Here is a 24,419-nt window from a genome sequence, read left to right as displayed (position 1 = left end):
ATTAATACATACTGATGGAACAAATACTGGCACAAATCAATAACCTCGATAGCGACCTGATCGCCCAGCTACTTCCCATTCTTAAGAAGAAAACGACACGCGAAATCCAGGCCGGCACAGACTATATCCCCGTCACCGGCAAGATCGTGGACGAAAGCGACCTGCTCCTGGGCATCGACTCGATGATGGACGGCTGGCTCACAACCGGGCGTTTCGGTAAAAAATTCGAATACCAGTTTGCCAAGTATTTTGGTTCAAAATCTTCGATCCTGGTCAATTCCGGTTCGTCGGCAAACCTTTGTGCATTCTACGCGCTGACGTCACCCAAGCTCGGCGACCGGCAGATCAAACCGGGCGACGAAGTCATTACCGTGGCTGCCGGCTTTCCTACGACCGTGAACCCGATGATCCAGTACGGCGCCGTGCCGGTGTTCGTGGACGTCGACATTCCGACTTACAATATCAAGCCGGAAATGATCGAACAGGCCGTAAGCCCCAAAACCAAAGCCATCATGATCGCGCATAGCCTCGGCAACCCGTTCGACCTGGATACGGTGATGGAGGTCGCGAAAAAATACAACCTGTGGGTGATCGAAGACGACTGCGATTCACTTGGAGCGACCTACCGCGGCCGTAAAACAGGTACATTCGGCGACCTCGCAACGGTGTCGTTCTACCCGGCGCACCATATCACCATGGGTGAAGGCGGTGCCGTGCTGATCAACAATGCGAAATTGAAAATGATCGTCGAAAGCTTTCGCGACTGGGGACGCGATTGCTATTGCGAAACCGGCAAGGACAACACCTGCCGCAAACGTTTCGAATGGCAATTGGGCGACCTTCCATTCGGCTACGATCATAAATATACGTACTCGCACATCGGTTTTAACCTGAAAGTAACCGATATGCAGGCCGCAATCGGACTAAGTCAGCTGGAAAAAGCAGACCTGTTTGTAGAACGCCGCCGCGAGAACCACAAACTGCTTTATCAATACCTCAAACCATTCGAAGAGCATTTTATCCTACACGAAGCCACGCCGCACAGCGATCCGAGCTGGTTCGGGTTCATGGTGACGCTCCGCGACAACAGCCCGATCGACCGCGCCGATTTGCAGGCATACCTGGAAGAAAACAAGGTAGGCACGCGCCTGCTTTTTGCGGGTAACCTCCTGCGTCAGCCAGCTTATAAGGGCATTAACCACCGCGTGGTGGGCGATTTGACGAATACCGACACCATTATGACCCGTTCATTCTGGCTCGGCGTATGGCCTGGGCTAACCGAAGACCATTACGCTTATATTCAAGACGTTATATCGAAATACATTCAAAATATTTCCTAGCTTACGGGTATATGCCGGAGGGAGGCCGCCGATTTGTTCACAATGCAGGCGCCTTCCGGCAACCATTCCGTAAATAACCGCGTACACATGCTAAATATCTTGATTCCCACGTACAACCGCGCGGAGTTTTTGATCAAAAACATTGAGATACTCAACGACATTGTCACAAGGGGCGGCTGGGAGAATGAAATCGACCTGATCATCTCCGACAATGCCTCTACCGACACGACCATTGAGGACCTGAAAGCCGTGCAGGCGCGTATGAACCTGCGTATCACGGTGTACGAACATGAAACGAATAAGGGCGGCGTGGCGAACTGCCTTTTTGTGCTGGAAAAAAGCACGGCAAAATATATGATGTACCTGGGCGACGATGACTATATCAGTTATGAATATTTGTCGGAATGCATGAGTATCATGCACCGGGACGCGGCCTTAACTGCTATTGTACCCAACTACGTACCGGTGTCGGTGGATGGGGATATTGTTGCCAACTCGCGGCAGCAGATCGGTCCGACGCTGACTTTTGCTGCCGGCTACGATTCGGTACTCGAAAATGCCTGGAAAGGCCATCAGCTGAGCGGGCTGGTATTCCACCGTGAAAACCTGCTGCGCGAATATGATAAATACAAAGTGAGTAATATGTACCTGTTCATCTTTTTCGTGGCGATCAGCGCGTGGACGGGGAAAGTGTATGCTATTTCTCAAAACCCGGTGCTGGTAACGCAGCCCGTGAAGAAAAAAGACTGGGGTTACGGACACGACGGCCTGGTGAACGATGCATTCGATAATTTCAAAAAGCTGCCTGTTACCTATTTACAGCGCTTCCAACTCGAATTCAATTTCATGCTGCACCAATATTGGCGGTTTATGATGTACAAAGCCCACGGTAATAAAGTTTTTTTCAAAGCATTGAAGAATATTGCGTTTTGTCCGAATGCGACAGCGCTGTTTACGTTGTCGGTACCCGCATTGCTCGTTGCCACCAAATTGAAACTTATCCTAAAATAGCGGGTCAATGAAAGTTCAGCAGGAAATCAGGAAAGGGGCGGCGATCATTTTTATTACGAAATACAGCGGAATACTACTGGGACTGGTTGTAAATTCAGTACTGGCACGGCTATTATCGCCTGCCGAGTTCGGGATTGTGGGCGTGGTAACCGTTTTCATTACCTTTTTCAACATTCTCAGCGATATCGGCCTCGGGGCAGCCATTATTCAGAACCAGGACTTCAACAATAAGGATTTCTCTGATATATTCAAGATAAGCGTGCTGCTCAGCGTCGTGCTCGCAGGTGCCTTTGCGCTGCTTTCTTACGGTATCGCCTCTTTCTATAACGACAAAGTCTACATCCCCATCAGCCAGCTGCTGGCCATTCAGGTGTTTTTCAGCGCACTCGCCATCGTGCCCAAAAACATGCTCATCAAGGCGCAGGCATTCAAAACGATCGGCTTGATCGACGTCGGGAGCGCCTTCTTTACCGGCTCGCTGGCCATAGTACTCGCCTATCAGCATTTCAGCTTCTACTCCATCGTGTGGCGTTCCATTGCTTACAGCCTGCTGGTATTCTTGCTCTATTTTGCCAATTCGGGGCTGAAAATACAGTCGGGCATTTCGTTTTCCGGTATCCGGGGTGTGGCCAAATACTCGTCTTACCAGTTTGCATTCAATTTCATCAACTACTTTTCCCGCAACCTGGACAACATCCTCATCGGTAAGTACATCGGCAATGCAGGGCTCGGCCTTTACAACCAGGCCTACCAGCTCATGATGTACCCGATCGCGAACCTCACGCATGTGATCACGCCGGTAATCCACCCGATTTTAGCCAAATACCAGAACAACAAGACGGTAATTTTCCAGGAGTACATCAAAATCGTGAAACTGCTGGCCATACTCGGTTTACCGATTTCCGCATTCATTTACTTCGCGTCCCCGGAGATCATCCACATTTTCCTGGGCGAAAAATGGCTCGAAGTCGTGCCCATTCTCCGCATATTGAGCCTTTCGATATGGATCCAGATGATCCTGTCGAGCAGCGGCTCCATTTACCAGGCCGCCGGCCGCACCGACCTGCTGTTCATTTCCGGCCTCATTTCCGGTTCGATCATGATCCTCTCCATTCTCGTGGGCGTGATGTACTTCAAATCGCTGGAACAGACGGCAATGTTGCTGGTTGTTTCTTTTTATATCAATTTCGCGGTCGGGTACTATATTCTGATCAAGATCGTGCTCGGACAGCACATGATCGAACTGTATGCGCTGCTGGTGCGGCAAATGCCCGCTGTGATCGTGCTCGTATTAGCTTATCTTGCCGAAGGAAACCTCACCCGCCATTGGGTTACCGGGCCTTATATGCTCATCATTTCGCTGGGGATCAAACTTTGTATGATGGGACTTGTCATGGCCGCATTCAATTTTCCCCTCATCGAACCTTATGTCAAAAAACTCAGCCACCTGAAAAGTAAGTCATGAGGATCAGCCCGAAGCCAAAAATATTATCATTCAGCCATTATGGCACCCTTTACGGCGCCAATCGCTCGCTGCTGACGTTGCTGAAAGCAAGCCGCGAGCAAATCGATTGGTGGGTAATATGCCGGGAGGACGGTGATTTTGTGAAGGAATTGGCCAAAAACGGGATCGAATACGATGTGATCCCCTTTACCAACGACATTCACAAGGTTCCCAGGTTCCCGCAATGGTTTCACAGTGTCAAACGATTTGCATTCAACATTGCCGCCGCATTGTACATTGCTGCACTCGTAGTGCGGAAAAAGGTAACGCTGATACATACCAATTCGTCGGTGATATTCATCGGCGCGATGGTGTCGTTCTTCTCCGGCCGGAAGCACCTTTGGCACATCCGCGAGTTTGTATACGAAGACTACGCGCTGAAATACAATTTCGGTAAATCATCTTTCCGGTTTTGGGCGAATAAGGCTGCCCGGCTGATCTGCATTTCCAAAAGCATCGCGGAAAGGCGCGTCATCGAAACCGGGGTTACCGCGCCGCATGTCGTGATCTGCAACGGGCTCGTGGAGGAAGTACTGCCCGATTTGTCGCCTCGCACGCCCGCTGAGCCGCCGGTGGCAGGTATTGTAGGCATTATCGACCCTGCCAAAGGACAAATGACGGCGATCAAGGCCATTCATCAACTCATCCGGAAAGGCAGGCCCGTCAAGCTAAACGTTATAGGCGAAATCGGCGATCCGGACTACCACGCCGAAATCCTGCATTACATCGAATCAAACGGCATGACCGATTACGTGAAGTTTATCGGTTTTACCAAAGACATTGAAAGCATTTACCGCCAGATGGACGTGCTGCTCATGTGCTCTCCCAACGAGGCGCTCGGCCGCGTGACGATCGAAGGCATGATGCACGGCGTGCCCGTAGTCGCGTTTGACTCCGCGGGAAGCAGCGAAATCGTCGAGCACGAGCGGACCGGCTTGCTGTTCACCACCGACGACGGCAGCCTGCCCTTGCAGATCGAGCGGCTGCTGAATGACCCGTCCCTCCGTGCTACCCTTACCGGCCAGGCGCGGGAACATGTTCTCCAGAATTTTACGATTACAAAATATCGCGACAACTTTGTCAGGGAAGTGGAAAGTTGCCGTTAAAAACAAGTTATGCAGTACCCCAGAATCTCGATCATCACAGTTGTAAGAAACGGCGAGCAGGACCTCGAAAATGCCATTAAAAGTGTGGTCAATCAAACCTACGGCCATATTGAGTACATTATCCTGGATGGCCTCTCCACGGACGGGACGCTGGATATCATCCAAAAATACGCATCGCAGATCGCCCTCTGGAAAAGCGAGGCCGACCGCGGGATATTCGACGCCATGAACAAGGGCCTCGACCTCGCCACCGGCGACTACGTGTATTTCCTCGGCTGCGACGACGTGCTCTCCTCTCCGACCATTATCGAGGAAGTGGCCGCCGAAATGACTCAGCGCGACGGCATCTATTATGGCAATACATACCTGAAAAAGAGTAATCAAATCTACACCGGGAAAGTCAGCAGGTGGAATATCGCATTGCGCAACATTTCGCACCAGGCCATTTTTTACCCGAAATCCATTTATAAGGAAAAGAAATATAACTTGGACTACAAATTAACGGCCGACCACATCTACAATGTTGAATTGTACAGCCGGTACGAGTCGCAGTTTGTATACCTGCCCAAACTCATATCCTTGTACAACGACCTCGGCATGAGTTCCACGAATGTGGACCCAGTGCACAAAAAGAATATCGTGGGAGTGGTCTACAAGAATCTCGGAAGTGCCGTCGGGACGTATTACTGGTTTCGCGTGAAAGTTTCAAATTTCAAAAACAGTCTGGCAGGAGGGAAATGAATGTAGTCTTTTTCATTTATAACATCTCCGCGGTGGGCGGAACAGAGCGCGTCGCGTCGGTCATTATCAATGAATTAGCTAAAAGAAACTACCATATCCACGTGCTGGGGCTTTACGGTGACCCGGAGAAGATCTTTTTTCCGTTCGAGCCGTCGGTGAAAGTCACCAGCCTGCACATCGAGCACCTCAAAGGCGTCAAAAAAGTACTTTATTCCACCCGGAAAATCAGGGAATTCGTCCGGAACAACCACATCGATACATTCGTAACAGTCGAATCGATCATGGCCACCTACTCGGTGCCCGCGCTCGCGATGACGGGCATTAAGCATGTGGTTTGGGAACATTTCAATTTCAAGGTCAACCTGGGTATCGCGGCCAGGTCGTTTGCCCGGCAGCTGGCGCTTCTATTTGCGGATAAAATCATTACCCTCACGGCTCGCGACATCCAGTTCTGGAAACAGGGCGCCTGGTACCGCAAAGCACAGCTTGTGCACATTCCTAACCCGATGTTCCTGGAAATCAGGGACGTACCGGCAAATCCTTCCAGGACAGTCATTTCGGTAGGCCGTGTCACCGCACAAAAGGGCTTCGACCTGCTGATCGACGCCTGGCATGAAATTTCTGAGGACGACAGGACCGGCTGGAAACTGCTGGTCATCGGCGACGGCGAGGAAACGCCGATGCTCCGGGAAAAAATTGCCGCCTACCGCCTCGAAAGTTCTGTGAGCCTGATAGGTGCTACCAAACAAGTATTTGCCTATTTTGAAGATGCTTCGATCTATTGCCTGAGCTCACGGTTCGAAGGGCTGCCGATGGTATTGCTCGAAGCGCTGGCATTCAAACTGCCCATCGTGGCATTCGACTGCGATACCGGCCCCGAAGAACTGGTCGAACAAGGAAAAAACGGGTTACTCGTCCAACCCGGAAATGTACCCAGGTTAGCGGAAGCACTCGCCACGCTCATGCGCAACGACGCGCTCCGGGCGGAAATGCGGGCCTATGAGTCCCAAAGTATCAAACTACTCAACCTCCCCTCTATCATACAGCAATGGCAAAAAATTTTTGAATAAAAGATGTCGCTATGATGGAAGCATTGATCAGAAACTCGTTTGTAATCCTGCTATTCAGCTGCCAGATAACGCTGGCGCAGCAGCTCAGCATTACCACGACGTCGAGCACGGGGTACATGAAGGATAAGAAAAACGCCATTTATCCGGCATTCGTCGATGGGATACAGTATCAATCGTGGACCGAGGAAGGCCCGAAATCCTATTTCCAATTCGCCGCCCAAGGCGGGAAGGCCCCGTACAAATGGCAACTGGTGAACGGCACTTTACCGTCCGGGCTGAAACTCACCGCCGACGGTAAAATCCAGGGAACCGCTACGAAAGAAGGCACGTTCAATTTCACCGTCAAAGCGACGGACGCCGGCGGTGCAGCCGCTACCAAAAAGCTGGTATTCCAGGCAGAATCCTACCGCTCGAAGTGGATGGCGGATGCCAAATTCGGCATTATGGTACAATGGGGTTCGTTCACGCAGCCAAGCTTGCTCACACCAGAAGACAGGGCCACATTTGAAAAGCGCATTACCAAATTCAATGCCGACGCCTGGGCAGAAGCCATTGCCGCGATGGGTGGGAAGGTGCTGAATTTCACAGCCAAATCCTTCGACGGAAGCCGGCAATGGCCTTCCACGACGCCAAGTAAGTACGAAATGAAGACGAAGCGCAACATCGTCGCCGAGCTCATTGCCGCCTGCCACAAGAGAGGCATCAAATTCGTGGCCTACTTCGCACCCGACAATACTTCCAATAAACTTTTCCAGGAAACCGGCGCCGACGGCAGCTGGGGTACGCTGAACAAAGGTTTGATTAAAGAACTGGTACTGATGGGCGTCGACGGTTTTTGGATCGATGTGACGTCCTCACCGGAAATACACAAGGATTTTGATCCCAAATGGTTTCCCTGGAATGAAATACTGCCCATTATGCGGGCCAATAATCCGTACGTGATCTGTGCCAATAACCCCGGCCTCGACCAGGGCGGAACGGTGCTGCGCTATCCCAATACGGATGTGATCCTCTACGAAGGCGGCATGTCGCCCGATGCATCGGCATTGAAAGTGGCCAAACCGGCTTCGGTGCGGAAGAAAGTGGCGATCGAAGTGGATAATTTGCTGGACAATACCTGGTCGTGGCGGACGGACCCCAAGCTCCGGGAACCGAAATCGGCGGAAACAATCATTAATAATATCAAGGCCAACTGGGCCGTAGGCGCTACCTATATGCTCAACTATCCCGTCCCGACCAACGGCGAAATCATGCCGGCGGACTACGCCGCTATCCTGAAAAAAATCGGTGCATTTGTGAAAGGTAACCAGGGTTGGAGCGCTGCACCGGAAGCATCGCTGAGCGATACTGTCGAATACACCACTGCACAAACATTATCGCTTCGCGCCAAACCCGGCGCCAGGATTTACTACACGCTCGACGGCAGCGCGCCTTCGCCCCAGGCGAAACTTTACAAAGGTCCCGTGAAACTGGACAAAACGACGCGTGTGAGGGCGATTTCCGTTGAAAACGGCAAGCCGGCCAGCAAAAAAGCGGACTATGTGATCAATATCGCATCCACGCGTAGTACGCCTTCCGCACGTAGCGCGCGTACGCTTGCGGCACCGGCTGCCGCGGCCGTCCACGAGCCCGATGCCCGCGAATATTACCGCGGCATGAAAATCACCATCGGCCCGAAACCGATCCGGCTGCATGCCGTCGGCCGCCAGTTCGCAGAAGGAAATACTTCGGCGCACCCGATTCTCATCAAGCGTTTTCAGGACGATTACCCCATTCTGCGGACGTCCATCACCGCCAGCAAGGCGAAAGTCGCGGAGGATGGTTTCAATTATGTGAATACGCCCGAGACCATTTTGGAAGCAGGCAAGTCGTATATGATTGTTTCAAAAGAAAACAAAAAAGACCAGTTCTATGCTTCGGATTTCAAGGCGCCGGTGGAAACAGGTGACTACCGCATTACCGGCCACGCGATCCTGAGCCCCGTGGGCGATCGCGATCCGGTGCAGGACGACAAGATCGGTACGCTTTTAAATCTGCGTTATGAAGTGGTTGCGAACGCAGGAAATCGTAATTTAGCTATCGGTACCACGGCATTCCTGAAAGACAACGACGGTTATTCGCTCGGTCCCGCCCGCGGAACACTCTACGCCGAGAACGGCATCGACGGCGACAAAACGACGATGGCGCAGGCAGGCGGCAAATATCCGTGGACGTTCCTGGTGGATCTGAATAAGGTAAACGACGGTTTGAAATCCGTGACCGTGTATTTCGGAGAAGCCAATTACGCCACTGAATTACAGGTATTTTCGTCGGTAGATGGAAAAAACTGGGAAAAGATCGCCGAGAAATCGGACAATTCGGACATCAAATGCGTATTCCCTTTAAAGAATCTCAGTGCCCGTTATTTCAGGGTCAGGGCATTGAAACCCGATGCCCGCGGGCAAAAAGGCGCACAAATGGGCATTATGGAATTTGAAGTAAGCCAATAACACATCACTATTGCACCCAATTCATTGAAAAGGAACAAATTACTGTACATCCTGCACGACATTCAAATCGGTGGCGTAGAAGTGGCCCTGCTGTCGGCAGTCCCCGAACTGAGTAAAAGATTCGATTTGAAAATCATGGTGCTGGGCAGCATCGACGCGAACATGACGAGCCACCTTACCCCCGCGGAAAAGGCCTGTTTTCATACTTTCGACTCCCCGCTCGGTCTCTATCCGATCACCATATTCAAAATGATCGGTTTCATCCGGCGTTTCGCGCCCGATATGCTGATATGCTCGTTGTGGCGGGCATCGCTGCTAGGCATTATCACGAAATCCCTTCGGCCGGAGACCCGGTTTGTCTCGTTTGTGCATAACACGGCGTTTTTCCACCGCCTCGACCGTATTTTTACCCAAACCGCCATCCGCAAAGCCGACGCAGTATTTACAGACTCCAGGGCAACGGCCGATTTCGTCAAGGCCAGTTTCAAGCCTGCCATACCGGTCAATGTGATCTCGTTTTTTATTACCGAATCGCCGGAAATTAAGACAGCGCCGGCGTTAGATCATCGTACTATACGATTTATGTTCCTCGGGCGTATTAACCCCGTAAAAAACCTCCCACTCGCGATCGATACCATTCAATATTTGTCAGACCGGGGCTATGACGCCACGTTGGATATTTACGGACGGGACGACGGCATGCTTGCAACGGTGAATGATTACATCCGCGCCCGGCAGCTCGAAGACCGGATACAGTTTCGGGGAGAGGTCAACAGCAGCCAGAAACTGGAAGCATTTAAAAACCACCATTTTCTCATTCAGCTCAGCGCCAACGAGGGAATGGCCATGAGCGTAGCCGAAGCGATACAAAACGGGCTGGTTTGTTTTGTGACCGCGGTAGGGGAAATTCCCAACTACGCAACGGACATGCAAACGGCGGTTTTTGCCGATATTAGTACGCCGGAAGCATTCAGGCTATCATTACAAAAGCTGGAAACGGTGGTCGCCGATGCCGATCTGTACGACCGGATTTCTAGCGACGGTTACGCCGGTTTCAGGCAAGTGGGCACTTACTCGGAGTCATTAATCGAAAATATTGATGAAATCCTGCCCGATAAAGTGCATGCCGGCGATCGTTGATGCCGGAGTTATTAAACAATTCGTTCCAGTGGGTTTGCTATTGAGATTATGAAAATTTTACACGTCATCACGCTTGCGGAACTCGGTGGGGCACAATCCGTGGTGATCAACCTGGCGCGGGAATCGGTGAACGATGGTCATGAAGTAATGGTGGCGTCGTCGGAGGATGGTGAGTTGTGGAAGGTACTGCCGTCGGAAGTAGGGCAATGGAAGATCAGTCCGCTGCAACGTTCCATCAGCATTTCCAAGGAGCATAAAGTGGTGAATGAACTGCGCCGCATTTACCGGATTTTCAAACCCGACGTCGTGCATTTGCATTCTTCCAAAATAGGTATCCTCGGCCGGCTCGCATTTCCCGGCAAAAAGATCATCTACACCGTACATGGCTTCGATTCTATCCGGGTGGCATTCAGGAAGTTCCTGCATCTCGAACGCGTGCTCCAGCGCCGCGCCAAGCATATTGTGGGCGTAAGCAAATACGATTACAAGAACCTGCTGAACGAGGGCATTAAAAAGAACGTGTCCTACATTTATAACGGCATCACCGACTATTCCGCCGATACGCCCGAAAACCTGGACAAGGATTACGAACGGGTTACGGACATGATCCGCTCCAAAACGGGCTTTAAAGTCATGTGCATTGCCCGGATTTCGCCTCAGAAAAAATTTGAACTGTTTTGTGAAGTCGCTAACCTGCTGGCCGATCAGAATATTCATTTTTTCTGGATCGGTAACAAGGACCACATGCCCGATCTTCCTGCGAATGCCTATTGCCTGGGCGAGGCGGAAGATGCGCACCGGTTTCTGAAATACGCCGACCTGTTCATGCTGCCGTCCAACTACGAAGGTATGCCCATGTCGATCCTCGAAGCATTGTGCTATTCCGTACCTGTGATCGCCTCGGATGTTGGCGGCGTAGGGGAAGTACTTAACGGGCTGAATGGGAAGGCGTTGCCGAACACGGCGAGCGAATTTGCGCAACAAATTCTACACTATGCCAGCCATCCGGCGGAATTAACGAAGGCTAAAACCGAGGCACGGAAATCGTATGAGGCATATTTCACCGTGGGAGCGATGTACCGGATGTACCTGTCGCTGTATAAGTCCATCAACTGAAAGACGGCGGCCGGTCACAAGTGGTGACAGTCCATTATCGGAAATATCATAAAACAGGAAATTCAGCAAAAAGTACAATTTGTTTAAAAAAAAGGGGAAAATTCTTTACAGTAAAATAATATTTTGTGTTAAAACCTTGGTTATATTTGTTGGTAGCAGATTCATCCCTTCTCCACCAAATATTAATTTTTAGCACAAAGTCCCTTCTCTGCCAAAAATTATATTTGATTTGACTATGTTGACAATTTCGTATTTCAAAAGTTTATTCCTAAACTTGTAGCTTGAACACACGTATAGTCTATAATTCACACTATTTCTAAGTCATTAAATACACACATATGGGCAACACTTACGTAACTGACCGCAAGTACATTCATCGGCTTCAAAGCAAAAATGCCGTTTCAGAAGAAGTCCTGATTGTTACCAGCTACGACTACTTTCTTCAAAAATACGACCTGGCCGCGCTCCTGAAAAAATACCGGGAAATCATCCTGATCCCGCATTCAGACAACGACGACTACCTGCTCAACCACACCGTAAGGCCATTACTCGACAGATTTGAAAAAATACACCTGGTCACCAACCCCCAATACGACCGGCGTAACCGCGTGATTTACGAACTGGTAGTCCGCAAAAACAAATCGATCCGCATTACCACCGTTTACGATTTCTGCGAACGGGACCTCAAAAAAGTATATATCCCCGACGACGTTACGGAAATCAACCCCAACCTGCTGACGATCCCCACTTTCGGCAGACGCGTACGTTACCCCAAGAAAATCATCGACGTCACGATATCCATCATCCTCTTCCTCCTTACATTCCCGATCTGGATCCTGAGCTACTTCCGCATCAAGTTCGAATCGCCGGGGCCGGTATTTTACTACCAGGAGCGCGTGGGGATGAACAACAGGAATTTTAATTGTATCAAATTCAGGTCAATGCGGGTGGACGCCGAACAAAACGGCGCTTCATTCTCGAAGAAGAACGATTCGCGTATTTTCTCTTACGGATCATTCATGCGCCTGACACGGATCGACGAGCTTCCGCAGATCATCAATATCTTCAGACGCGACCTGTCGCTGATCGGCCCTCGCCCGGAGCGCCCGGTATTCACGGAGACATTCGACGAGATTATCCCTTACTACAACATGCGCCACAACATCAAACCAGGCATCACCGGTTATGCGCAGGTAATGTACTCGTACGGAGCCGGCGTGTATGACGCCCGCCACAAGTTGATGTATGATCTGTATTATATCAAAAACTGGACCCTGGCGCTGGAACTGAAAATCATACTGCTTACCGCCGTTGTCATTTTCGGCAAAAAAGGCCGGTAGGTCCTCTGACACCTCGTAGTATCCTTAACAGTCCTGGAATGAGGAAATTGTTTTTCGTGCTGCTGTTTACGGCAGCACTTTGCACTAAAAGCTACTCACAGGATTCCACTTTCTTTTATTCAGCCCGGATCAATGCCGCCGGCTCTTCATCCGGTGTTCCCTTTTGGCTGTATGCCAATCAGAACGGTTCGATACCCGAGAGAGGCTCGTTCGTACAAGCAGCCGCGAGCTTTCACCGCGTGTACAACCAGAACAATCCCCGCTTTTTCCAATGGTCCGGCGGGGCCGAACTCGTAGGATATGCCGGTAAAAAAACGACCGGGTTCTTCACCGATCTGTTTCTGGCCGGTAAGGCAGGACCCGTAGAACTCGCCGTCGGTCAGCGGAAGGAATTCATGGGCCTGGGCGACAGCCTGCTCACAATGGGGCCGATCGCCATGTCACCCAACTACCGGCCGTATCCCAAAATCCAGCTTTCGACACCGCAGTTTGTCGGCCTCATTCCCGGTAATGACATTATTTCCTTCAAATTCTCGTATTCCGACGGACTGCTTGGATCGGCCGCGGTCGATTACGGTAATGTGACGCGCGTTCCCGACGTATATCTGCATCAGAAATCACTGTATTTCAAACTGGGCAAACGCGCCCACCATCTTAACCTCTTTGCCGGTTTCAATCACCAGGCGATGTGGGGCGGCGAGGATAAGATCTTCACCGGCGGCCTTAAACCCCGCGAGGCTTACAGGTACGTCATTTTCGGGAAGCCGTGGGCCCATAGCCGCGTAGGCAACCATTTCGGGACGATCGACGTAGCAGCGGAATGGAAGGCCAGCCAATGGGATATTTTCCTCTACCGGCAGACCATTTACGAGGACGGCTCACTGAAAAACCTCTCCTCCGTTACCGACGGTCTGAGCGGCCTGCGATTCAAGCGGAAAAGGCGGTCCGATGGGGACGGCTTCCGGTTCAACACCCTGCTTTTTGAATTTCTTTACACCAAAAACCAGGGCGGTGCGGTATTTGACTATTTGAATGGTATTTTCGGGAAAGACAATTATTTCAACCATTACGTGTACAACCAGGGATGGTCGTACAGGGGAAAAGGGCTCGGCACACCCATGATTCCTTCGCAACGGGTGACACGCGATAATTTGTTTACGAAGGCAACGCTTTTTACGGCGAACAACATGGTCGTCGCTTACCATTTGGGTGCGGAAGCATCGTGGAACAAAGTAAATTTCCTGCTAAAAGGCACTTTTTCTCAAAATTCGGGCACCTACGATTACCCCATTCGCCCGAAAGTGAACCAGGGCTCGCTCTTGTTCAGGATCGAAACACCGCTTTTACATAGGAACAACGATATTTTAGGTTTAAGTATAGCCTCCGACTTTGGCCAGCTCTACACGCAGAATATGGCATTAATGGTCAGTTGGAGGAAATCTGGCTTTATCTGGTAACTTTAAAACTTTGTCATAGAATTCCGCTGACCATCTTCTTGATCTTTACTAAATGTCGTTCCTAATTTCTCAGATAAGAGTTTGCCTGGCCCTTTGTCTATTACTCATCGTCTTCGAATTACAAGCCCAAGACTCTACGGTATACTATAAAGCGTCCGTTATGGCGGCCGGGGCCACGGCCCAAACCCCTTTTTGGCAATATGCCAATCAACACGGCAGCATTCCGCTGAACGGCAACTTCGGTATTGCCGATGCCGGCATTTACAAAGTATATAACCCGCACAACCCCCGGTTTTTCCAATGGAGCGCGGGCATTCAGGGTATTGCGAGTTACGGCAAATCGGAGAATGTTTTCCTGTCGGACTTGTACGCGGCCGTCAAAATCGGGAAGGTGGAAATCCTGGCCGGCCAGAAAAGAATGACTGCCGGACTGGTGGATACGACGCTTTCGTCCGGGTCGCTGGCGATGGCAGGCAATGCGAGGCCCTATCCCAAGGTACAAATCTCCATGCCGGACTATTTCCCGCTATATTTTACCAACAATTTCGTTTCCCTCAAATTCACTTATTCCGACGGTTACCTCGGGGGCAGCGGCGTTAACTACGGCAGCGCGCCTTACGTACCGGAAACTTATTTACACCAGAAACAGCTCTATTTACGGCTTGGCAACAATTCGCACCGGTACCGCATTTACCTTGGCGGCAACCACCAGGCCATTTGGGGCGGCGAGGACAAAACCATTCCGCTTTATCAACTGAGCATGCTGAAAGCCTATTGGTACACCATTTCCGGCAAGACACTGGATTACCGCAAAGTAGGAAACCATTTCGGCACGTTCGACCTGGGCGGTGAATGGTACGGAAAAGACTGGAATTTCTTCCTGTACCGGCAAAATATTTATGAAACTGGTTCGCTTTTCAGGACGACTAATTTCGAAGACGGCCTGACCGGGCTGAGCGTCAAACGCACCAGGCCGCTGCCGAAAGGCTCCTCCTATTTCGCATTCCATTCCTTCCTCCTGGAAGTGATCGGCACGCATAACCAGACCAACCGCTACCCGATTTCCGAGCTTGCATTATTTGAAAAGGGGAACTACTTCAACAGCTATGTGTATCAGCGCGGATGGTCGTATTACGGGTCCGGTATCGGCACGCCCCTGGCGCCGCCGGCGGGCAATACCGACACCTCATTGCCCCGAAATAAGTCGGAATTCACCAATAATAATCGTTTTTGGGCGTTCCATACAGGAGTGACCGCCACCTGGCTACATTTGAAACTTGCTTTCAAAGGCACTTATTCACGCAATTCGGGGAGCTTCCTCAGTCCGTTCGACAGCGTTAAGCAGCAGGTATCATTATTGCTGAGTGCTGAAAAAAATCTAAATATCTTGAACGGATGCAGTGTTTATTCCGCCTTATCATCCGATATTGGCGAGTTGTATCCGAATACCTACGGATTAAGCATCGGATTGCGTAAAAGCGGCTTTCTGGATTGACCGTAGCAATGCTTACTCGACGTGAATGTTCAATATGATAATAGAAAAGTAATACTTATTTTTGATGGCTATTATACACATTAGGGACAAAGGCGTGAGGGCACACTTATGAGATTTCTTTTATCCATATTACTGACGCTGCCCTTTGTTGGTTTTTCTCAATCCGAGACCAAAGAACCAGTTATATATACGGACTCTACCACCAACTACGTAGAATTTGTCGGAATGGGAAGTACCAATGGGTACACGCCCTTCTGGATTCAGTCCAACCAGTACGGGATCGTTCCTAAAACGGGGCCAAACCTGAGCGCTCGCGCCGGGCTCGAACGTTACTGGACCATTTCTGAAAACAAAACCCGCAACAACCTGCGCGTCGGCGTGGGTGTCGAAGCGGTAGGCAATTTTGTACAAACCAAAAATTTCCTGCTCCCGCAGGCGCATGCGACGCTGCGCTACAAGAACTGGGAGTTTTATGTAGGCCGAAAGAAGCAGGCGTTAGGCCTGGCCGATTCTACGATCGGTTCCGGCTCCTATGCATGGTCGGGTAATGCATTGCCGATTCCCAAAATTTACCTCGGCACGACCCGTTTCGTGCCGGTACCCTTCACCAAAGGGTGGCTGTCGTTCCAGGCATTTTATTCCGACGGGCTGTTCGAAAACAACAGGCCTATTACCGAAAACCTGAAATTTCACCAGAAAGCGTTTTACATGCGCATTGGCAAGCCGCATTCGACGCTGAAACTGTATGGCGGTTTCAACCATCAGGTGCAATGGGGCGGAAAGCTCAAAAAGAACCTGGGGCTGACCAACGACAACCTCAATATGCCTTCCGGTTTTAAAAACTACATTAATGCGGTAATCGGGGCCATTGGCGGCAGCGGCGACGACATCACCTACTTCGATAGCACGAGCCGGATCGGCAACCACCTTGGCTCTATCGACGTCGCAATGGAGATCGAGACCTACGAAAGCAGCATTTTCCTCTACAAGCAATTCATTTACGAAGACGGCTCGCTGTTTTACATGACAGGCCTGAAAGACGGACTTTACGGCGCTCGCATAAAACGTAAGCATTCCTATGGCGCCAATTTCGAGGTAAATGCAGCCGTGCTGGAATTTTTGTATACCAAAGACCAGGGCGGTAACGATTTCGTGCTGGGTGACGGCAGGAAGCGCGGCCACGACAACTATTTCAATAATCAGCAGGTCCGCGACGGCTGGGGCTACTACGACCGCACGATCGGGACGCCGTTTATCCCGCCGACTTCGCAAACCAAATGGCGATGGCCCAATTATGCCGATAATTTCACGAGCAATAACCGGGTAATGATGTTCCATCTCGGAATGGAAGGCACATTGTTCCGTAAAATACAGTGGATGGGTAAATTCTCCTATTCGGAAAACAGCGGGGCCTGGCTGCAAGAATTTAAAGGCTCGCCCAAGCAGTTTTCCGGCATGCTCATGATGCAGTCCAAGCTCGATGTGCTCGGCGGCCTGACGGTCAAAGGCGCCTATGCCGCCGATATCGGCGATTTGTACCGCAAAACATATGGTTTTATGCTCGGGGTACGGAAAGACTTCTCTTTTTACTGAGCCAGGTTACTTCTGATCTTTTCAGCCAGCGTCGCGAGTTCTTCTTGCGACGTTTTTATTTTATGGGTAAAATCCGCGTCGGCCATGCTGTTCAGCGGGAGCAGGTGCACATGCACGTGCGGCACTTCCAGGCCTATGACACTCACGCCTATGCGCAGGCACGGAACCGACTTTTCAAGGGCGGGAACGATGGTTTTGGCAAATGCAAAAAGGCCGGTGTAAAGGCGGTCGTCAAGATCGAAAATGTAGTCAACCTCTTTTTTCGGGATCACGAGCGTGTGGCCCTGCGCAATAGGAAATGCGTCGAGAAATGCGAGGAAATCTTCGTTTTCAGCGATTTTATGGGCAGGGATTTCGCCTGCTACAATTCTTGAAAATATAGAAGCCATGTGGATATGCGGTCAGGTTAAATTGCATTACTCCCAAAAATAGGCGTCGTCAACTTTCGATCCAAATATGGCTTTGAAAACTCAAAAAGTACTTAATATTGTGGACTAAAACTTTAACAAGCGAAACATGAATTGTACAAAATGGAAGGCTTTCGGAAAAGCATCCGTTATCGCCCTGGCCACCCTGGCATTTTCAAATGACGCGGAAGCGCAAAAAGGAAAATGGGTTACTCTCTTCGACGGCAAAAGCCTGAACGGCTGGCACAGCTGGCAGCAGGATAAAGTGTTGCCTCAATGGAAAATAGAGGATGGCGCGGTTGTACTGGCTGAAAAAGGCGGTAAAGACCTCGTTACCGACAAGGAATATGGTGATTTCGAACTCGAACTGGAATGGAAAATCGCCGAAGGCGGCAATAGCGGCATCATTTACCACGTGGTGGAAGATAAAAAATACTGCTGCCCCTACTCTACCGGCCCGGAAATCCAGGTACTCGACGACGTGAAACATCCCGACGCCAAAGCCGGCAAGGACGGCAACCACAAAAGCGGTTCGTTGTATGATATGCTTCCTCCTTCCGATTTCTCGGCTGTAAAACCTGCCGGAGAATGGAACAAAGCGAAGGTGGTCATCAAAGGCGGCAAAGGCGAAAGCTGGCTGAATGGCAAAAAAGTGGTTGAATTCCCGACGCAAGGTGCTGAATGGGACAAACTCGTTGCCAATAGCAAGTTCAAAACCTGGCAGGGATTCGGTGCGTCGTCCAAAGGAAAGATCGCATTGCAAGACCACGGCGACAAGGTTTCTTACCGCAATATCCGCATCAAGGAACTATAATAACCCGTTTTTCAGGTTACCCGACCAATACTCGCGGCTGTAAACGCGCCTGAACGGCCAGTTTTTCAACCGCAACAGAAGGGGCAGATAAGCGTGAGGCTCTTTGGACGATTTACTGTAATGATACAGATCGTCGTCCGTCAGAACCAAACCCTTATAGGCCCCTTCTTCTTTTACCGTAATGTCCCCGAATGGCAGTTCTTTTTCAAATGCGGAATTCTGCCTTACCAGGCGGTCTTTCAGCAGCCAGTCGGAGCGGAATGAGCCGGTAGCAATCGGGGCTGCCTCGAACCTGCCCTCCGACACCTGCAATGCGTAGTCCATGTAAGCCCGGAGCAGTTTTGGTCCCTCATTGGCTGTATTCTCAGTTTGTAATTGCGATGGCCACAGGCTTGTCACAAAGTAAATCTTCTCCCTCGCCCGCGTGACGGCCACATTCAGGCGGTTTTCACCACCCTGCATGTTCAACGTCCCAAACTGCATGGAAACCCGCCCTTTTTCATCCGGCGCGTAGCCCATCGAGAATATGATCACGTCGCGCTCGTCGCCCTGCACATTTTCGATATTCTTCACAAAAAGCCCTTCCGGTACCGAAGTTTCCTTTTCCAATGCATCCTGGATGGCCGCCTGCTGGTAAAAGTTGAATGTCACCACGCCAATACTCCTGCCGCTTCCGCCCAGCTCGCGGATGAGCCGCAACACTTCTTCCACCTCCACAGCATTGGTATTATTTTTCCAAATGCCTTCTGTTTTAATGTATTCAATACCCGGCTTGCGGTCGTTGACTTTGTTGAAATCGGGCAGCAGTTTAAGGCTTTGCTTGTAAAATTTGCGGTTCGAGAAGTCGATCAGGTCCAGCGAAAGGCTGCGGTAATGCCCCGTAAGCTGGTAATGGTCCAGCGACTGGCCTGCGAGATCGAGCAGGGATTCTATTTCGATGGCCGCAGAATATTCCTCGTCGTCGGTCCGGTCTTCGAACCTTACCCGGTAAAGGTCGCTCGGTGAAAGCTGCTTGCTATCGCCCGTCACCACCCATTGCCTCCCGCGGAATGCCGCCGGTAAACTGAACTCCGCATAGCATTGCGAAGCTTCGTCAAAGATCACAAGGTCGAAAAGCCCGCGTTCCATGGGGAAAATGGCCGAAACGGCCTCAGGCGAGGCCATCCAGCAAGGAATTAAGGCAAATACCTCATCCGGGTAGCTTTCCAGCAGCTTGCGGATCGGCCATATCTTGCGCTTTTTCGTCACCTGATGCCCGAGCTCCCGGTAAGTAACGCGGTTACCGAGGCGGTTTTTTTCTACATCCTCGTACGTTGCCTCGCGGAGCTTGATATTGGCAATGTCCGAGCTCAGCTTTTGCTTCAATGTAATGCTGCCCTGCATCTGATCTTCCCATTGCTTCATTTTCAGGGAGGTTACCGAGCGCAATGCAGGATACTTGCTTTCAATATGCTCAATCCAGGCCAATTTAATGCTGTTTTCAAAAATCGCCAGGGCACGACGCGCATCGGCCGTCTCCTCTCCTGCCGTTTTTTCCAAAACAGATTTGGCAGCCCCCTGCTCATTGGCCGACATATCCGTCCACAACCGGTCCATATCAGCCAGCGAGTCGAAGTCGTTGCGTAAAGCTTCGAGCAATGTGCGGCTGTACTCCGCCCTCCGATCGATCAACGCCGTAATCTGCTCCGGCAGCAGGTAAGGCAGCATGGCTTTTTCCATGCGGTCCCACACTTGCAGCCATTGCGCCAGGTTTTGAACAAGGTCGGTAAAATGAGTCAGCTGATCCTTCGCCCGGACGGCTTCGTGCAACACTTTCCGCCACACGCCCACCTCCATACGCACGGACGCGTCGGATGCGCGCTCGGCTGCACGGAAGAACGCCAGGTATTCACCAGCCTTGTCCGTCGAAAAATCATCGATCAATGCATCATCAAAGCCCAAACCAGGATCTTGGAGCCACGATTCGAGCTGCCTGCGGTTGCGCAGGCGCTCTTCGAGGCGCGTCAGATGTTCCAGCGAAACCGTGAGCCCATTCGCATTCGCTACCCGCTCGATTTCCTTTTTTTCTTTACTAAAAACATCCCAGAAAAATCCCGAAACAGCCGACTGTTTCGTTTCCATCGACTTTTTCAGCATTACCTCGAATGCATTCAGCTGAGACGCGGTCAGGGATAACTCAATGCCTCCCTCGGCGATAAAACCCGCCATTGCATCCACCGCCTGGCGCGCCAACGCAAGCCGCTCGTGCGGGCTGGAAGGTGACTTGGTATATTTTTTCAGCAATCTCCACGCGGTCTCGTCCGAAACGAGCTCAGCGATGTTGCCAAGCCGTTCGATGATCTCGGGCCGGTTGCGGATATGTTCTTTCTCAAACGGCAGGCCCGTCAGGTTTTCAAATGCATGAGCTTGCTTTTCAAACGCATTCGGCCACTCCGAAAGCATATTCTCCATCGTCCGCAGCTCGCCCATGCCGAACGAAGCGAAACTCCGGCGTTTATACCACGGATGATCCGGCCGGATCAGGAATGCATAGTCGCAATAGGTTTTGAAATGCCTTTTAAATCCATCCCATCCATCGATCCTGAACTGGCGGTAATAGTCTCGCATGTCCGCGTGCGGCTGCTGTGGATTGCTCGTCAGGTATAGCTCCTTGATGCTGACGCCGCATTCGTTCTCGTCGAACAATGCAGTCCGAAAACCGTCCAGCTCGCTCACCGTTTTGTCGATCGCGCGGCTTTCCTGGGTGAATTGTCTTTCCAGGAACACCGAATCGAGGCTATAATTCTGCTGCCGGTAGGTCTCTACTTTCTCTATCTGCGACGCAATCTGCGCATACAATGCCGATCGGTCATTTTTGAAATCGTGGATCAGTCCCGTGAAATCCTTCATGCCCGTCGTAGCCAGCCGCTGGTATACCACATCGAGCGCGGCGCGTTTCTGGCATACGAGCAATACACGCTTGCCCCGAGAGGCGAAATCGGCGATCAGGTTGCAGATCAGCTGCGACTTGCCGCTTCCGGGAGGCCCCTGCACCACTACCGAACGCCCGCCTTTCACCGCCAGGATAATTTCCTCCTGCGATTCGTCGACAGGGAAAGGCGTCAGCACATCTTCCTCGCGGATTAGCCTCATTTCCGGCGTCTGCACCGGCATTTCCGGTTCAATATAGTCGTCGGCTTCCTCATTAAAACCAAGCAGCGGAATGCCGGATTCATCTTCTTCCGCCAGATCGAGCAGCTTGTTATAGTCGGGAACGAGGTAGGAACCCGCCTGTGGGAAAATGCCCAGTACAGCCTCGGGATACAATTTTAGTTCACCATTACTCTCGTTAGCCACGAGGTCCGAACTCTTCTCGGCACTGAATGCGACGAGCTGGTCTTCAAAAAGCTGTTGATTGAAATTGATTTTAAACGGCGTCGATTTGAGCCATTCGTATAGCTGCGTCCGGAATTCGAGGAAATCGTCGGGGAAGTCCTCAAACGACTTTTCCAGCACCTCATCCGGGATTTTTACCTCGTTGAAATGCCCATATGCCAGAGCGAAACTCTGGTTGAGCACCACCCCGATATCGTCCCGCTCGAAAAGGCACCATTGCTCACGCTCCATGCGCAACGTCACCGGGAAAAACAGCAGCGGCGCATGGATAGGCGTCCCGTCAGAAAGCTTTCCCTTGATGAACGGATAGCCTACGTACAGATCGCGCGAGCCGCGCTCTTCTTCGATAAACCGCTCCGTACGCGCGATTTTTCGCAGCCGCTTGCTCGCTTCATTCACTTTCTCGTACCGTGGATCGGCCACATCGCACAATGCGACACGGCTTTTGCCCTGGATAACCTGTTTGAGCACCTCCACCGAAGGCTTCGACAACAGGAAATCCGTATCGTGGAAATCCAGGAACTGTTCGGCAGACAAGCCGGTGAGCAACAGCGACTTGTTGCGGGTACTAAGATTGGTAAGTCGTTTTAGATAGGCTTTAAGAATCCGGCTCATAGGTACTCAAACGACACCCGGGGCTTAACTATTGGATAACACCTCGTTCTCTACCTCCTTTTTTTCAGGAATAATCAGCGAAGCGAGAATGCTGACCGCGAGAATACCCAGGATCACGTACAGCGAATACACGGTTTTGAAGCCGATGGATTCGAGGTAGTGGTGCGCGAGCATTTTGCCGCCGATAAACACCAGCAACACACCCAAACCATATTTGAGGAAGCGGAAAAGCCCCATGATATTGCTCAAAAAGAAGAACATCGAACGCAACCCCATAATCGCGAAAATGTTCGAGAAGAACACCACGTAAGGGTCTTTGGTCACCGAAAATACCGCCGGCACCGAGTCGACGGCGAAAATAAGATCGGTAAACTCGACGATGAGCACCACAACGAAAAGCGGCGTCACGAGCCATTTGCCCTTTTTCAATACAAAGAAATGCTCACGTACGTAACGCGGGAACACGGGCAGGTACTTGGATGCGAACCTGACCACGGGATGTTTTGCGGGATCGATCTTTTCTTCTTCGCCGCCTTCGAAAAAGATCTTTCCGCCCTGGTAAACGAGCAGCAATCCGAAGATGTAAATGATCCACTCGAAGCGCTGCATTAAAGCCGAGCCTACGAAAATGAAGATGAAACGCATCACGATCGCGCCGAGAACGCCCCAGAAAAGCACTTTTTTGAAGTACTTGGGCCTTACTCCGAATGACGAGAAGATGAGAATGATGACGAAGATATTATCGACGGAAAGCGCATATTCCAGCAAATAGCCGGTGATGAATTCCAGCGACATGTTTTTGCGGTAGATTTCAAGACTTTCCTGGTAATCTCCGGGAATGAGCCTCAAATGCGGCGCATACTTATTTTTGATCGTTTCGAGCTCGCCGTAACTGTCCATCCCGTGCACGAGGTCGCCGTGCGTGTTGATCACCAGGTAGAACGCCAGGGCCAGTGCTATCCAGGCGATGGTCCAGGCGGCCGCTTCCCCAAACTTGACCACATGGTCCTTTTTGTTGAAAACCCCCAGATCCAAAAGCAGCATTACACTGATTACCAGTATAAAACCTCCAAAAAACAGCACTTCGTTGGAAAACATGAATAAGCAAATTTAGGTGTTAGTGGGCGGTCGGCAGCGCTAATAAAACCGGGCCATGCCGGCAAATCCGCGCCTGTACGCTTTAAAGGAGGCAAAGGTAAGGAAAATATGAAGTGGAAAGGTGAAAACTGACGGGCGGTAAATGGGGCCTGCCGCACATTAATTTTGGCGGGCTGAGCAAGGTCAGCAATGAAAAGGCCCTCGATACGGCGTGCACACAGTTTTTCGTGAAAAAAATTTTCAGCTCTGACGAATTGATTTACAATTTGTTAATCTTTTTCTGAATTTTTTTTACCAAATATTTTACCCAAAAACTTGCGTCAAATGGTAGACCTCCCTACATTTGCACCACGATAACCGACAACGGTTTCGCAAAATACGCGAAAGTAGCTCAGCTGGTAGAGCGCGACCTTGCCAAGGTCGAGGTCGCGGGTTCGAACCCCGTCTTTCGCTCCAAGAGATAAAAGCACCGGAGACGGTGCTTTTTTTCTCTTCACTGGTGCCGGAAACCTGGCTTTTGCCGGGGTGGTGGAACTGGTAGACACGCAGGACTTAAAATCCTGTGGGCCGAAACGCCCGTACGGGTTCGATTCCCGTCCCCGGTACCACGTTTTCAAGGAGTTACGAGCAATCGCAGCTCCTTTTTTATTGCTGCCGGATTCTACCGAACCATTCCCCGACCTGCCTTCATCACCCGCGTCACCGTCA

At 50.9% G+C, this 24,419-nt stretch carries 17 protein-coding genes and 2 tRNA genes; 16 read left to right on the top strand and 3 right to left on the bottom strand.

Features of this window, described 5'->3' with window-relative positions:
- Positions 1–14 precede the first annotated feature (14 nt).
- The 13 genes from rfbH (at position 15) to H144_RS0110270 (ending at position 17,402) form a co-directional block, all read left to right on the top strand.
- Positions 15–1,340 (top strand): lipopolysaccharide biosynthesis protein RfbH, encoded by a 1,326-nt coding sequence (gene rfbH / locus H144_RS0110330; RefSeq protein ID WP_019941981.1) that lies wholly within the window; start codon positions 15–17, stop codon positions 1,338–1,340.
- Between the two features lie 87 nt (positions 1,341–1,427).
- Positions 1,428–2,351, top strand: coding sequence for a glycosyltransferase family 2 protein (locus tag H144_RS0110325; protein WP_169409385.1), 924 nt, complete (start codon positions 1,428–1,430; stop codon positions 2,349–2,351).
- 7 nt (positions 2,352–2,358) lie between these two features.
- Positions 2,359–3,816 carry a lipopolysaccharide biosynthesis protein gene (locus H144_RS0110320; protein ID WP_019941979.1) on the top strand — a complete coding sequence of 486 codons (1,458 nt, stop codon included), beginning with the start codon at positions 2,359–2,361 and terminating at the stop codon, positions 3,814–3,816.
- Positions 3,813–4,961: a glycosyltransferase family 4 protein gene (locus tag H144_RS0110315; protein ID WP_019941978.1), complete on the top strand. Its 1,149-nt coding sequence runs from the start codon at positions 3,813–3,815 to the stop codon at positions 4,959–4,961. The genes H144_RS0110320 and H144_RS0110315 overlap by 4 nt, the downstream gene beginning before the upstream one ends.
- Positions 4,962–4,970: 9 nt before the next feature.
- A complete protein-coding gene (locus H144_RS31685) occupies positions 4,971–5,702 on the top strand; it encodes a glycosyltransferase family 2 protein (RefSeq protein WP_019941977.1) in 732 nt (243 codons plus the stop codon).
- A complete protein-coding gene (locus tag H144_RS0110305) occupies positions 5,699–6,772 on the top strand; it encodes a glycosyltransferase family 4 protein (RefSeq protein ID WP_019941976.1) in 1,074 nt (357 codons plus the stop codon). The genes H144_RS31685 and H144_RS0110305 overlap by 4 nt, the downstream gene beginning before the upstream one ends.
- An 11-nt stretch (positions 6,773–6,783) precedes the next feature.
- On the top strand, positions 6,784–9,261 hold the full coding sequence (locus H144_RS0110300) for an alpha-L-fucosidase (protein WP_019941975.1): 2,478 nt from the start codon (positions 6,784–6,786) through the stop codon (positions 9,259–9,261).
- A 24-nt stretch (positions 9,262–9,285) separates the two neighbouring features.
- Positions 9,286–10,401 (top strand): glycosyltransferase family 4 protein, encoded by a 1,116-nt coding sequence (locus H144_RS0110295; RefSeq protein ID WP_019941974.1) that lies wholly within the window; start codon positions 9,286–9,288, stop codon positions 10,399–10,401.
- Between the two features lie 48 nt (positions 10,402–10,449).
- Positions 10,450–11,517 (top strand): glycosyltransferase, encoded by a 1,068-nt coding sequence (locus H144_RS0110290; RefSeq protein ID WP_019941973.1) that lies wholly within the window; start codon positions 10,450–10,452, stop codon positions 11,515–11,517.
- A gap of 338 nt (positions 11,518–11,855) precedes the next feature.
- On the top strand, positions 11,856–12,857 hold the full coding sequence (locus H144_RS0110285) for a sugar transferase (protein WP_019941972.1): 1,002 nt from the start codon (positions 11,856–11,858) through the stop codon (positions 12,855–12,857).
- Between the two features lie 38 nt (positions 12,858–12,895).
- Positions 12,896–14,314, top strand: coding sequence for a capsule assembly Wzi family protein (locus H144_RS0110280; RefSeq protein WP_019941971.1), 1,419 nt, complete (start codon positions 12,896–12,898; stop codon positions 14,312–14,314).
- Positions 14,315–14,474: 160 nt separating this feature from the next.
- Positions 14,475–15,809, top strand: coding sequence for a capsule assembly Wzi family protein (locus H144_RS0110275; protein ID WP_019941970.1), 1,335 nt, complete (start codon positions 14,475–14,477; stop codon positions 15,807–15,809).
- 225 nt (positions 15,810–16,034) lie between these two features.
- Complete coding sequence (locus H144_RS0110270; protein ID WP_019941969.1) at positions 16,035–17,402, top strand: capsule assembly Wzi family protein; 1,368 nt, start codon at positions 16,035–16,037, stop codon at positions 17,400–17,402.
- On the opposite strand, the gene H144_RS0110265 is transcribed toward H144_RS0110270, so the two are convergent.
- Complete coding sequence (locus H144_RS0110265) at positions 17,396–17,791, bottom strand: HIT family protein (RefSeq protein ID WP_019941968.1); 396 nt, start codon at positions 17,789–17,791, stop codon at positions 17,396–17,398. The genes H144_RS0110270 and H144_RS0110265 overlap by 7 nt on opposite strands.
- Positions 17,792–17,918: 127 nt before the next feature.
- Here H144_RS0110265 and H144_RS0110260 point away from each other — a divergent pair, with 127 nt between their 5' ends.
- The gene (locus tag H144_RS0110260) at positions 17,919–18,623 is read left to right on the top strand and encodes a 3-keto-disaccharide hydrolase (RefSeq protein WP_019941967.1); all 705 of its coding nucleotides are present in this window, start codon (positions 17,919–17,921) and stop codon (positions 18,621–18,623) included.
- Here the strand turns inward: H144_RS0110260 and H144_RS0110255 are convergent.
- The gene (locus H144_RS0110255) at positions 18,618–22,613 is read right to left on the bottom strand and encodes an AAA domain-containing protein (RefSeq protein WP_019941966.1); all 3,996 of its coding nucleotides are present in this window, start codon (positions 22,611–22,613) and stop codon (positions 18,618–18,620) included. The genes H144_RS0110260 and H144_RS0110255 overlap by 6 nt on opposite strands.
- 24 nt (positions 22,614–22,637) lie before the next feature.
- Positions 22,638–23,711: a TerC/Alx family metal homeostasis membrane protein gene (locus H144_RS0110250; protein ID WP_019941965.1), complete on the bottom strand. Its 1,074-nt coding sequence runs from the start codon at positions 23,709–23,711 to the stop codon at positions 22,638–22,640.
- Positions 23,712–24,091: 380 nt separating this feature from the next.
- On the opposite strand from H144_RS0110250, the gene H144_RS0110245 reads away from it, so the two are divergent.
- Positions 24,092–24,167 (top strand) — tRNA-Gly (locus H144_RS0110245).
- 63 nt (positions 24,168–24,230) lie between these two features.
- Positions 24,231–24,319 (top strand) — tRNA-Leu (locus H144_RS0110240).
- Positions 24,320–24,419: the final 100 nt, after the last annotated feature.

This window comes from Dyadobacter beijingensis DSM 21582 (genome assembly GCF_000382205.1).
GTDB classification, from domain to species: domain Bacteria; phylum Bacteroidota; class Bacteroidia; order Cytophagales; family Spirosomataceae; genus Dyadobacter; species Dyadobacter beijingensis.
This window is presented reverse-complemented; position numbering and strand designations above follow the sequence as displayed.

Excerpts from the sequence above, each read along its gene's own strand:
- rfbH (WP_019941981.1), top strand. The coding sequence starts at position 15 with ATGGAACAAATACTGGCACAAATCAATAACCTCGATAGCGACCTGATC.
- H144_RS0110325 (WP_169409385.1), top strand. The coding sequence starts at position 1,428 with ATGCTAAATATCTTGATTCCCACGTACAACCGCGCGGAGTTTTTGATC.
- H144_RS0110320 (WP_019941979.1), top strand. The coding sequence starts at position 2,359 with ATGAAAGTTCAGCAGGAAATCAGGAAAGGGGCGGCGATCATTTTTATT.
- H144_RS0110315 (WP_019941978.1), top strand. The coding sequence starts at position 3,813 with ATGAGGATCAGCCCGAAGCCAAAAATATTATCATTCAGCCATTATGGC.
- H144_RS31685 (WP_019941977.1), top strand. The coding sequence starts at position 4,971 with ATGCAGTACCCCAGAATCTCGATCATCACAGTTGTAAGAAACGGCGAG.
- H144_RS0110305 (WP_019941976.1), top strand. The coding sequence starts at position 5,699 with ATGAATGTAGTCTTTTTCATTTATAACATCTCCGCGGTGGGCGGAACA.
- H144_RS0110300 (WP_019941975.1), top strand. The coding sequence starts at position 6,784 with ATGATGGAAGCATTGATCAGAAACTCGTTTGTAATCCTGCTATTCAGC.
- H144_RS0110290 (WP_019941973.1), top strand. The coding sequence starts at position 10,450 with ATGAAAATTTTACACGTCATCACGCTTGCGGAACTCGGTGGGGCACAA.
- H144_RS0110285 (WP_019941972.1), top strand. The coding sequence starts at position 11,856 with ATGGGCAACACTTACGTAACTGACCGCAAGTACATTCATCGGCTTCAA.
- H144_RS0110280 (WP_019941971.1), top strand. The coding sequence starts at position 12,896 with ATGAGGAAATTGTTTTTCGTGCTGCTGTTTACGGCAGCACTTTGCACT.
- H144_RS0110275 (WP_019941970.1), top strand. The coding sequence starts at position 14,475 with ATGGCGGCCGGGGCCACGGCCCAAACCCCTTTTTGGCAATATGCCAAT.
- H144_RS0110270 (WP_019941969.1), top strand. The coding sequence starts at position 16,035 with ATGGGAAGTACCAATGGGTACACGCCCTTCTGGATTCAGTCCAACCAG.
- H144_RS0110265 (WP_019941968.1), bottom strand. The coding sequence starts at position 17,791 with ATGGCTTCTATATTTTCAAGAATTGTAGCAGGCGAAATCCCTGCCCAT.
- H144_RS0110260 (WP_019941967.1), top strand. The coding sequence starts at position 17,919 with ATGAATTGTACAAAATGGAAGGCTTTCGGAAAAGCATCCGTTATCGCC.
- H144_RS0110255 (WP_019941966.1), bottom strand. The coding sequence starts at position 22,613 with ATGAGCCGGATTCTTAAAGCCTATCTAAAACGACTTACCAATCTTAGT.
- H144_RS0110250 (WP_019941965.1), bottom strand. The coding sequence starts at position 23,711 with ATGTTTTCCAACGAAGTGCTGTTTTTTGGAGGTTTTATACTGGTAATC.